Below are 11286 nucleotides of genomic sequence, written 5' to 3' on the forward strand. Positions count from 1 at the left end.
ACGGTGGGACTACCGATATCGGTCGTGACCGGGATCAGGCCTGGTCGAGCGCCTTGCGGATCCGGGTGTCGGAGACCGGCACCGACGTGCCGAGCGGCTGCGCCCAGAGGCTGACCCGGTACTCCTCCAGCAGCCACCCGACCCGGCGCAGCTCCAGGCTCGGCAGCCGGCCCTCGGGCAGCGCACCGAGGCGGTGGAGGTACGCCTCCTGCAGCCCGACCACCTGGTCCATCAGCTGCCGGTCGCGGTTGACCTCGCCGGCCAGCCGCTCACGGCGCTGCGCGACCGCGGCGAGGTAACGCGGGTAGTGCCGCACCCAGGTCGTGCCCGCCTCGCCGACGAAGCCGCGGAAGACCAGCCGGCCGACCTGCGCCTTCATGTCGGCCAGCGCCGGGAGCATCGTCATGTCGACCGAGCCGGTGAGCGCCTTGTCCACGCCGCGCCACGACCCCAGCACCCGGATCACGTCGTGCAGCACGCCCCGCGTGGTCTCGGGCAGGTCGGCGGCGACCCGCTGCTTCAGCACGTCGTACGACGCCTCGTCCCAGACCGCCCCGCCGTGCCGGGCGACCAGGTCGTCGACGGCGGCGGCGACGCAGTCGTCGAGCAGGTCCGCCACCGAGGGGTACGGCGACCCGGCGAGGCCGAGCTTCTCGGTGTTGCCGAGCGAGTCCGCGATGGCCTTCGCCGGTGACGGGATGCCCAACGTCAGCAGCCGGCGGAGGCCGCGCAGGTGGGAGGCGTCACGCTCGGGCGCGGAGCCGAACACGCGGAGGCCGACGGTCCTGCCCTCGTCGACCAGCCCGGGGAAGCCGCGCACGTCGTGCCCGGCGCGGGTCTGGCTGAACGTGCGCTCGATGGTGCCGAACGTCCAGCCGGTCTGGCCGCCGACGTCGAGCCCGGACGACGAGGCGGCGTCGGCCATCGCCTGCTGGAACTTCGGGCGCAGCGGCTCCTTGAGCTTCTCGAGGTCCTTGCCCTCGGCGACCACGCGACCGCGCTCGTCCAGCACGCGGAAGGTGGGGCGCAGGTGCCCGGGCACCTTCGACCAGTCCCAGGCCCCCTCGGGGACGTGCACGCCCGAACGTCCCCGGAGGAACCGGCTCAGCGCGGGCAGCAGCGCCTCCTCCCCCGGCGAGGCGGCGGCGAGGAACTCCTTGGCCACGTTGGGCGCCGGCACGAAGTTGACCCGCAGCTGCTTGGGCAGCGAGCGGATCAGCGAGGTGACGAGCTCCTCGCGCAGGCCCGGGACCTGCCAGGTGAAGCCGTCCGGCTCCACCTGGTTGAGCGTCGCCACCGCGACGTCGACGGTGACGCCGTCGGCGGCGGTGCCGGGCTCGAACTGGTAGCTCAGCGGCAGCACGAGACCGCCGTCGCGCCACTGGTCGGGGTAGTCGTGCGCGGTCACCTCCGCGGCCGAGTCGTGCACGAGTATCGCCGGGTCGAAGGTGAGCAGGTCGGGGTTCTTCTGCCGGGCGCGCTTCCACCAGGAGTCGAAGTGCGCGCCGGACACGACGTCCGCCCCGACGCGGGCGTCGTAGAAGTCGAACAGCGTGTGCTCGTCGACGACGATGTCGCGGCGGCGGGCGCGGTGCTCGAGCTCCTCGGCCTCCTCGAGCAGCGCCCGGTTGCGCTCGAAGAACTTCTGGCGCGTCGACCACTCGCCGTACACCAGCGCGTGCCGGATGAACAGCTCCCGCGCGAGCGCGGCGTCGACCTTGCCGTACGACACGAGCCGGTCGGCGACGAGCGGGACGCCGTACAGGGTGACCCGCTCGTAGGCCATGACCGCGGCTCGCTTCTTGCTCCAGTGCGGCTCGGAGTAGGTGCGCTTGACGATGCCGGCGCCGAGCTCCTCGGCCCACTCGGGCTTGATCGCGGCGTTGACGCGGGCGAAGAGCCGCGAGGTCTCGACGAGCTCGGCGGCCATGACGAGCTGCGGCTGCTTCCGGAACAGGCCGCTGCCCGGGAAGATCGAGAACCGCGCGTTGCGCGCGCCGAGGTAGTCGCGCTTGTCGGGGTCGCGCAGGCCGATGTGCGAGAGCAGACCGGCCAGCAGCGCCTGGTGGATGCCGTCGCCGTCGGGCTGGTCGGCGGGCTTGCCGACGTCGAGCTTGAGCTGCTTGGCGACCTGCCGGAGCTGGGACTCGAGGTCCTGCCACTCGCGCAGGCGCAGGTAGTTGAGGTGCTCCGCGCGGCACATCCGCCGGAACGCGGACGAGGACTGCTCGCGCTGCTGGGTGCGGACGTAGCGCCACAGGTTGAGCAGCGTGAGGAAGTCGGACGTCTCGTCCTTGAACCGCGCGTGCAGCTGGTCGGCGTGCGCGCGGTGCTCGACCGGCCGCTCGCGCGGGTCCTGGATCGAGAGCGCCGCGGTGATCACGAGCACCTCGCGCAGGCAGCCCCGCTTGTCGGCCTCGACGACCATGCGCGCGAGGCGCGGGTCGATCGGCAGCGTGACGAGCCGGCGGCCGAGCGAGGTGAGCCGGCGGCCGCCCTCGCCACGGTCGGTCGAGCTCGTCGAGACCAGCGCTCCCAGCTCCTCCAGCAGCTGCACGCCGGCCTTGACGTTGCGCTGGTCGGGCGGGTCGACGAACGGGAACCGGCCCACGTCGCCGAGCCCGAGCGCGGTCATCTGCAGGATCACCGAGGCCAGGTTGGTGCGCAGGATCTCGGGGTCGGTGAACTCGGGACGCGCCTCGAAGTCCTCCTCCGAGTACAGCCGGACCGCGATGCCGGCCTCGACGCGGCCGCAGCGGCCGGAGCGTTGGTTGGCCGACGCCTGGCTGACCGGCTCGATCGGGAGGCGCTGCACCTTGGTGCGGTAGGAGTAGCGCGAGATGCGGGCGTAGCCGGAGTCGACGACGTACCGGATCCCCGGCACGGTCAGCGACGTCTCGGCGACGTTGGTGGCCAGCACGACGCGGCGGCCGGTGTGCGGGGCGAACACCTTGTGCTGCTCAGCGGCGCTGAGCCGCGCGAACAGCGGCACGACCTCGACGTTGCGCAGGTGGTCGAGCCTGTCGAGACCACTCTTGTCCAGGACGTCAGCCGTGTCGCGGATCTCCCGCTCGCCGGGGAGGAAGACCAGGATGTCGCCCGGCCCCTCCTTCATCAGCTCCTGGACGGCGTCGACGATCGCCTCGGTCTGGTCCTTGACCAGGACCTCGCCCTCCTCGTCGGCATCGTCCTCGCCCAGGGACATGAGCGGCCGGTAGCGCACCTCGACCGGGTAGGTCCGCCCGGACACCTCGACGATCGGCGCAGGGGTGCCGTCCGGCTGCGCGAAGTGCTCGGCGAACCGCTCGGGGTCGATCGTCGCGGAGGTGATCACGACCTTGAGGTCGGGCCGCTTTGGCAGCAGCTGCTTGAGGTAGCCGAGGATGAAGTCCACGTTCAGCGAGCGCTCGTGGGCCTCGTCGATGATGAGGGTGTCGTACGCCGAGAGCAGCCGGTCGTGCTGGAGCTCGGCGAGCAGGATGCCGTCGGTCATCAGCTTGACCAGGGTGTCCTTGCTCGACCGGTCGGTGAACCGCACCTGGTAGCCGACCACCTCGCCGAGCTCGGTGCCGACCTCCTCGGCGATCCGCTCGGCGACGCTGCGGGCGGCGATCCGCCGCGGCTGGGTGTGGCCGATCATCCCGTCGACGCCGCGGCCGAGCTCGAGGCAGATCTTGGGCAGCTGGGTGGTCTTGCCGGAGCCGGTCTCGCCGGCCACGATCACGACCTGGTGGTCACGGATCGCCTCGGCGATGTCGTCGCGGCGCTGGCTGACCGGGAGCTCGTCGGGGTACCGGATCACCGGCACCAGCGCGCGGCGGGCTTCGACCTGCTCGGGGGTGAAGCGGTGCCGCCGCTGCTGCGGTCGACCGCGACGCCGGTTGCCCCGACGGGGGCTGCGGGCGTCCCGCGTGCTGGCCTGCGACATGACCCATGAAGTCTACGAATCGTCCGCAACCGCTTTGCGAGGTCCCGGACCTGTTCCTCGCCTGTCAGCCGCCTTCGACGTACCTGGCGAGGTGGTCGAGCGCCATCGTCATGCCGGCCTCGTTGTCCTCGGGACGGAGGACGTCCGGCACCCCCTCGTGGACCATCGTCACCAGGCAGCCGCCGTCGGGGGTGTCTGCCAGGGTCGTCGTCATGGTCATCGGCGTGGTCATCGCCGCGTCGTCCGACTCGAAGGCCATCGTCTCGACCACCACCAGGTCGGGGTCGAGCCGGGTGAACGTGCCGGCGTACGTGTCGGTGCGGCCGGTCGACTTGCCGGGCCGGTCGTCGACGTAGGTCAGGGAGACACGGAACCGGCCGCCCTCCCGCGCCTCGAACTCGTGGACCTCCGCGCGCATGTCGTCGGGCACCCGCCAGCGCTCGACCGCCGCGGGGTCGAGCAGCGCGGCGTACACCTCTGAGCGTGGTGCGCGCACGACTCGTTGCACCGAGGTGGTGTGCATCAGAGCGTGAACGCCCAGGACGTCAGCCGCTCGTGCGCGGTGCGCATGTCGGCGACCTGCACCGTCTCGTGGGTCGACTCGTCGCCGAGCCGGCGCTCGACCTGGTAGCTGCCGTCCTCGAGCCGGATGCACTGGGCGTAGACCTCGTCGGTGCCCGCCTTCTCGACGATGATCCAGAGCGCGTCCTGCGTGTCGATGTCCTCCAGCAGGAGGAACAGGGCGTCCTCGGACGGGTCGTCGACGGTGTCGCCGGTGTCGAGGCGGGCGTGCAGGATCGGCCGACGAGTCGTCATGGTGGTGATCCTGTCACCGGCCGGCCGTCATCGGTCCGCTGCCCGCGCCGCCGGAGAGCCGCTGGGCGAGCCAGATCGGGATGGCGGACAGCAGCACGAGCACGGCCGCGACGACGTTCACGACCGGCGCCTGGTTGGGCCGGAACATGTTCTCCAGGATCCAGATCGGCAGCGTCTTCACGTCGCCGCCGGCGGTGAACGTGGTCACGATGATCTCGTCGAAGGACAGTCCGAAGGCCAGCAGCGCACCGGCCAGGAGCGCGGAGCGCAGCATCGGGAACGTGACCAGCCGGAACGTCGTGAAGGTGCCGGCACCGAGGTCGGCCGACGCCTCCTCGAGGTTGCCGCCGAGCCGCCGCAGCCGCGCCTGGACGTTGTTGAACACCGTCACGATGCAGAACGTCGCGTGCGCGATGACGAGCGTGATGAATCCCAGCTCGAGGCCGAACACCGTCCGGAACGCGTTGTTGAGCGCGATGCCGGTGACGATGCCGGGCAGGGCGATCGGCAGGATGATCAGCAGGGACACGACCTCGCGGCCGAAGAACCGGCGACGCTGCAGGGCGAGCGCCGCCATCGTGCCGAGCACCAGCGCCAGGATCGTCGCGAGCAGGGCCACCCGCAGGCTGACGAAGAGCGCGTCGAACGCGCCGCTGCTGTTGGCAGCGGCCCGCCACCAACGCAGGGTCAGGTCCGGCGGTGGCCACGCGAAGGTGCGGCTGGAGTTGAACGAGTTGAGCAGCACCATGCCCAGCGGCACGTAGACCACCGTCAGCCCAATGGCGGTGAGGACGGCGAGGGTGCGGCGCATGCCGAGGGAGATGGTCACAGGTTCTCCAGGGCTCCGGTACGGCGGACGAGGGCGAGGTAGACCAGGATGATCACGACCGGCACGGTCGCCATCGCCGCGGCGAACGGGAGGTTGTTGGCGGCACCCACGTTGTCGTAGACGACGTTGCCGAGCATCTGGCTCGCGCCGCCCACGATCCGCACGGTGATGTAGTCGCCGAGGGTCAGCGAGAACGTGAAGATCGAGCCGGCCACGAGTCCGGGGAACATCACCGGCAGCACCACCCGGCGCAGCGTCTCGACCGACCGGGCGCCGAGGTCGGCGGACGCCTCGAGCAACGAGTCGGGCAGGCGTTCCAGCGACGCGAAGATCGGCAGGATCATGTAGGGCATCCACAGGTACGCCAGGGTCAGCGTCGTCGCGACCACGCCGTACCCGGGGGTGTCCAGCCCGAACGGCCGGGCCAGCCACGACACCAGCCCGTTCTCCGAGAGCATCCCGCGCCAGGCGTAGGCCTTCACCAGGTAGCTGGCCCACAGCGGGGTGAGCACGGCGACCAGCAGGATGCCCTTCAGCCGCGACGAGGCGACCTTCGCCATGAACAGCGCGATCGGGATCGCCACGACCGCGTCCACCACCGTGACCGTCAGCGCGATGGCGAGCGTGCGGAGGGTGATGACGCGGTAGACGTCGACGTCGAGCAGGGTGCGGAAGTTGTCCAGCGTCCAGGTGCGCTCCACCTCGCCCGTGAAGGCGTTCTGCCCCCACAGGGAGGTGATGAACAGCGCCCCCAGGGCTCCGAGGTAGGCCACGCCCAGCCACAGCATCGGTGGCGTGAGCAAGAGACCCAGCCGGAGCCCCGGGCGCCGGTGCAGGACGTTGGACACCGTTGTCGTCCCCGCTAGCCCTTCACCTCGGTCCAGGCCTGGGTCCAGTCGCCGTAGTCGGTGCAGGTGACGTCGGTGCGTCCGTCGATGCACTGCGGGATCGGCGTGGTCCAGTAGTGGATCTGCGACGCGTACTCCTCGTCGCCGGCGTGGAAGGTCTCGCAGTGACCCTTGGCGGCGATGTCGCAGGCCTTCGGGTTGGCCGGCGCCTCACCGAAGTACTCCGCGACGGCGGCATTGGCCTCGGGGCTGACGATGTGGTTCATCCACATGTAGGCGCAGTTGGGGTGCTTGGCCTCCGCCGCCACCATCCAGGTGTCCGACCAGCCGGTCGCACCCTCCTCAGGCAGCGTCACGTCGACCGGGACCTTCTCGCCCTCGGCGACGTTGGCGATCACCTGCCAGGTGGTGCCGACCACCGTGTCACCGGTGGTGAACGCCTGCACCTCCTTGAGGTAGTCCGACCAGTACTCGCCGACGTTCTCGCGCTGCTTCTTCAGCAGGTCGACCGCCGCGGCGAGCTGGTCCTGGTCGAGGGCGTACGGGTTCTTGATGCCGAGGTCCGGCTGGGTCTTCATCAGGTAGAGCGCGGCGTCGGCGATGTAGATCGGCGAGTCGTAGGCCGTCACCTTGCCGGCGTACTCCGAGGCCCCGTCGAACACCACGCTCCAGCTCGTCGGCGCCGGCTTCACGACGTCGGTGCGCCACATCAGCAGGTTGGCGCCGTAGCCGTGCGGGACGCCGTACATCTGCCCGTTGACGGAGTTCCAGTCGCGGTCCTTGAGGTAGTCGTAGAGGTCGGCGTAGTTGGGGATCAGGTCGGTGTTGACCGGCGCGACGTCACCCGACGCGACCATCCGCAGCGACGCGTCGCCCGAGGCGGACACGACGTCGTACTCCCCCGTCTTCATGAGGTTGACGGCCTCGTCCGACGTGGCGAAGTACTTCACGTTGGCCTGGCAGCCGGTCTCCTTCTCGAACGGCGTGACCCAGTCGTAGTTGGGGTCGTTGCTGCCGTCCTCGGCGTAGCCGGGCCAGGCCAGGATGTCGACCTCCCCCTCGCCGGCACCGAGCTTCTGGGCCATCGGGATGTCGGGCGGCGTGAAGCCGGCGGCCTCGCCGGTGCCGGAACCCTCGTCGCCGGAGCCGCCGGAGTCACCTCCCCCGCTGCTGGTGCCGCAACCGGCGATCGCGAGGGCGACCGCGGCCGTGGCGGCCACACGCGCGAGGCGGGCCCGGGTGGTTGTGCGCTTCATGGTCACTCCTCTTCGTTGTGTCCCGAGCCGTCTCCGGTGGATCTCCCCGCGCCGTCGAGCCGGACGACGTGCTCGCGCCGCCAGGTCAGGACGACTCGCTCCCCGCGCCGGGCGAAGAGGTGGTCGATGGAGCTCTCCTCGTTCTGCTGCTGGACCGTCAGGTGGACGCCGTCCCCGACGTCGACGACGGAGTGCGTGGCCGCACCGAGGTACACGACCTCGGTCACGACTCCCTCGAGCACGCACTCGCCGTCGGCGCCGCCCCCCTGGTGCCCCCCGGCCCCCAGGTCCGTCCGGTGGTGGAGCTGGATCTTCTCCGGCCGTACGCTCACCGGCCCGTCGTCACCGACCGCGCGCCGGGCGGTGGCGCCGGTCAGCAGGTTGGAGGTGCCCACGAAGCCGGCCACGAAGGGCGACGCGGGCCGCTCGTAGAGCTCGACGGGCGACGCGACCTGCTCGATCCGGCCGTCGTTGAAGACCGCGATCCGGTCGCTCATCGTCAGCGCCTCCTCCTGGTCGTGGGTCACGAACACGAAGGTGATGCCGACGTCGCGCTGGAGCGCCTTCAGCTCGATCTGCATCTGGCGGCGCAGCTTGAGGTCGAGGGCACCGAGGGGCTCGTCGAGCAGCAGCACGCGCGGCCGGTTCACCAGCGCGCGGGCCAGCGCGACCCGCTGTCGCTGGCCGCCGGAGAGCTCGTGCGGCCGGCGACCGCCGTACGTCGCCAGCCGGACGGTCTCCAGCGCGGCCTCGGCGCGCGGGCGACGCTCCCCGGACGGGACCTTCTTGACCCGCAGGCCGTACTCGACGTTCTGCACCACGCTCATGTGCGGGAACAGCGCGTAGTCCTGGAAGACCGTGTTGACGTCGCGGCGGAACGGCGGCAGCTCGGTGACGTCCTGCTCGCCGAGCAGCACCTGACCGCCGGTCGGCTGCTCGAAGCCCGCGATCATCCGCAGCACCGTCGTCTTGCCGGAGCCGGACGGGCCGAGCATGGAGAAGAACTCGCCGTCGGCGATGTCGAGGTCGATGCCGTCCACGGCCGTCACCGCGCCGAACTCCTTGCGCAGCGCGCGCAGGCTCACCGCCGGTGCTCCGGCGGGAGCTGCGGACCCCTGACGCGAGGTCCGCGGGGCCTGCGCGGCCGAGGACATGGCCGGAGTATGGCAGCGCCATGACGACGGATTCCATGCCTCTGATGGGTGATTTCACGACGAATCCGTCATCAAAGCGTTATCGGGCGACCGTTTCATGCGCATTTGTCATCGTCGGCGGGTGGATCGGCCTGCGCATGGGTTCACAGCCGACGCACAGGAACCTCCCAGCAAGCCCGCGAGATCGGTTGGAATGCTGGACCGCGTGACGAGCGCACCCCCCTCCGGACTCACCCGCCCCGATGGCAGCCCGCTGCACGTCCTCGTCGTCGACGACGAGGTCAACATCGCCGAGCTGCTGGCGATGGCGTTGCGCTACGAGGGCTGGCAGGTGTCGATGGCGCACAGCGGGGCCAAGGCCGTCGCGATGGCCAAGGAGGACCGGCCCGACGCGGTCGTGCTCGACGTGATGCTTCCGGACTTCGACGGCATGGAGGTGCTCCGCCGGATGCGCGGGCACCACCCCGACGTCCCGGTGCTGTTCCTCACCGCCCGCGACGCCGTCGAGGACCGGGTGGCCGGGCTGACGGCGGGCGGCGACGACTACGTCATCAAGCCGTTCAGCCTCGAGGAGGTGGTGGCCCGGCTGCGCGCGCTGATGCGCCGGGCCGGCGCCGCCGACCGCCGTACCGCCGCGGTGCTGAGTGTCGGCGACCTCCGGCTCGACGAGGACAGCCACGAGGTGTTCCGGGGCGACGACGAGATCAGCCTGACCGCCACGGAGTTCGAGCTGCTGCGGTTCCTCATGCGCAACCCGCGGCGGGTGCTGTCGAAGCCGCAGATCCTCGACCGGGTCTGGAACTACGACTTCGGCGGCCAGGCCAACGTCGTCGAGCTGTACATCTCCTACCTGCGCAAGAAGATCGACGCCGGCCGCGCGCCGATGATCCACACGATGCGGGGTGCCGGCTACGTGCTGAAGCCGGCCGAGGCCGAGTGAGCCGTCGCATGACTCTTGTCCCGACCTCCCTGACCGGACGCCTCGTCGCCACCGTCGTGGCACTGGTGGCGGTGGTCGGCGTGCTGGTCGGGACCGTGACGACCCTCGCGATGCGCGAGTACCTGAGCAACCAGCTCGACCAGCAGGTGCTCGACGCGGCGGCGCGAGGCGCCCGGCCCTTCGAGGACGGACCGCGCGGCGACCTCGGACCGCCGCCGTCCTTCGGCGGTGACGAGGACGACGAGTACCGCGAGGCGCGCGGTCAGGGGGCGGGGACGCTGACGGCGTTCTTCCCGACGGGCAGCAGCGGCCTCGGCAACGTGATCACCAGCCGGTCCGGCCTGCGCGAGGTCTCCACGTCCGCCCTGGCGGTCCTGCAGGACGTCCCGGCGGACGGGCGCGTGCACACGGTCGACCTGCCGGCGTTCGGGCAGTACCGCGTCACGTCCGACTCGCGCGGCCCCGGCACCGTCGTGATCGGGCTGCCCACGCAGGACATCAACGACGCGATCGGCTCGCTGATCGGCTACGAGGTGCTGCTCACCGCGCTCGGCGTCGCGGTGGCCGGCGGCGTCGGGCTGGTCCTGGTGCGCCGTCAGATGAAGCCGCTGCAAGAGGTCGCGGCCACCGCGCACGAGGTCGCCGGGCTGCCGCTGGACTCCGGGGAGATCGGCACGACCGTCCGGGTCCCGGCCGAGCACACCGACCCGCGCAGCGAGGTCGGGCAGGTCGGCGCCGCGCTCAACACCCTGCTCGCCCACATGGAGTCGGCGCTCGACGCGCGGCACCGCAGCGAGCAGCAGGTCCGCCAGTTCGTCGCCGACGCCTCCCACGAGCTCCGGACGCCGCTGACCACGATCCAGGGGTACGCCGAGCTGAGCCGGCGTACCCACGACGGCGCCCCGGCCGCCCTCGCGAAGGTCGAGGCCGAGGCGCACCGGATGTCCGACCTCGTCGAGGACCTGCTGCTGCTCGCCCGCCTCGACGCCGGCCGCCCCCTGGCGCGCGACCGCGTCGACCTCACCCACCTGGTCCTCGAGTGCGTCGCCGACGCCCGCGTCGTCGCGCCCGACCACCGCTGGCTGTTGGACCTGCCCGACGAGCCGGTCGAGGTCACCGGCGACGAGCAGCGGCTGCACCAGGCGCTGACCAACCTCATCGGCAACGCCCGGCGGCACACCCCCGAGGGCACGACCGTCACCGTCGGCCTGTGCCGCTCCCCCGGCTCGCCGACCGCTCCGGGCGGGGTCGAGCTGCGCGTGCACGACGACGGCCCCGGCCTCCCGGCGGACCTCGTGTCCACCGCGTTCGAGCGGTTCAGCCGCGGCGACTCCGCCCGCACCCGCGCCTCCGGCGGCGCCGGCCTCGGCCTCTCGCTCGCCGAGGCGATCGCCGAGGCACACGACGGCCGCGCGACGGTGACCTCGTCGCCCGGCGACACCACGTTCGTCGTACACCTGCCGCTGGCGGGCTGACCCGATTCCGTCCCCAGGACTTCCCGGGCAAGTCCTGCAC

Annotated in this window: 9 protein-coding genes; 2 read left to right on the forward strand and 7 right to left on the reverse strand. The window is 71.3% G+C overall.

Going from position 1 to position 11286, the window contains the following annotated elements; translation table 11 throughout:
• Window positions 1-34: 34 nt before the first annotated feature.
• The 7 genes from hrpA to ETU37_RS14935 form a co-directional block, all read right to left on the reverse strand.
• Window positions 35-3928, reverse strand: coding sequence for an ATP-dependent RNA helicase HrpA (gene hrpA, locus ETU37_RS14905; RefSeq protein ID WP_129988136.1), 3894 nt, complete (start codon window positions 3926-3928; stop codon window positions 35-37).
• Between the two features lie 64 nt (window positions 3929-3992).
• Entirely contained in the window at window positions 3993-4424 is a 432-nt protein-coding gene (locus ETU37_RS14910) for an SRPBCC domain-containing protein (RefSeq protein ID WP_240755752.1), read from the reverse strand.
• 26 nt (window positions 4425-4450) lie between these two features.
• Complete coding sequence (locus ETU37_RS14915) at window positions 4451-4744, reverse strand: hypothetical protein (protein WP_129988138.1); 294 nt, start codon at window positions 4742-4744, stop codon at window positions 4451-4453.
• Window positions 4745-4757: 13 nt separating this feature from the next.
• Window positions 4758-5573: an ABC transporter permease gene (locus ETU37_RS14920; RefSeq protein WP_240755753.1), complete on the reverse strand. Its 816-nt coding sequence runs from the start codon at window positions 5571-5573 to the stop codon at window positions 4758-4760.
• The gene (locus tag ETU37_RS14925; protein WP_240755754.1) at window positions 5570-6421 is read right to left on the reverse strand and encodes an ABC transporter permease; all 852 of its coding nucleotides are present in this window, start codon (window positions 6419-6421) and stop codon (window positions 5570-5572) included. Before ETU37_RS14925 ends, ETU37_RS14920 begins: the two co-directional genes overlap by 4 nt.
• 14 nt (window positions 6422-6435) lie before the next feature.
• Window positions 6436-7677 carry an ABC transporter substrate-binding protein gene (locus ETU37_RS14930; RefSeq protein ID WP_129988139.1) on the reverse strand — a complete coding sequence of 414 codons (1242 nt, stop codon included), beginning with the start codon at window positions 7675-7677 and terminating at the stop codon, window positions 6436-6438.
• Between the two features lie 2 nt (window positions 7678-7679).
• On the reverse strand, window positions 7680-8762 hold the full coding sequence (locus tag ETU37_RS14935; RefSeq protein WP_240755755.1) for an ABC transporter ATP-binding protein: 1083 nt from the start codon (window positions 8760-8762) through the stop codon (window positions 7680-7682).
• 274 nt (window positions 8763-9036) lie between these two features.
• Here ETU37_RS14935 and ETU37_RS14940 point away from each other — a divergent pair, with 274 nt between their 5' ends.
• Both ETU37_RS14940 and ETU37_RS14945 read left to right on the forward strand, forming a co-directional pair.
• Window positions 9037-9771, forward strand: a complete 735-nt coding sequence (locus tag ETU37_RS14940; protein ID WP_420819112.1) for a response regulator transcription factor — start codon at window positions 9037-9039, stop codon at window positions 9769-9771.
• A gap of 8 nt (window positions 9772-9779) precedes the next feature.
• Window positions 9780-11246, forward strand: coding sequence for a sensor histidine kinase (locus tag ETU37_RS14945; protein ID WP_129988142.1), 1467 nt, complete (start codon window positions 9780-9782; stop codon window positions 11244-11246).
• Window positions 11247-11286: the final 40 nt, after the last annotated feature.

It is taken from the genome of Nocardioides iriomotensis, assembly GCF_004168035.1.
GTDB lineage: Bacteria > Actinomycetota > Actinomycetes > Propionibacteriales > Nocardioidaceae > Nocardioides_B > Nocardioides_B iriomotensis.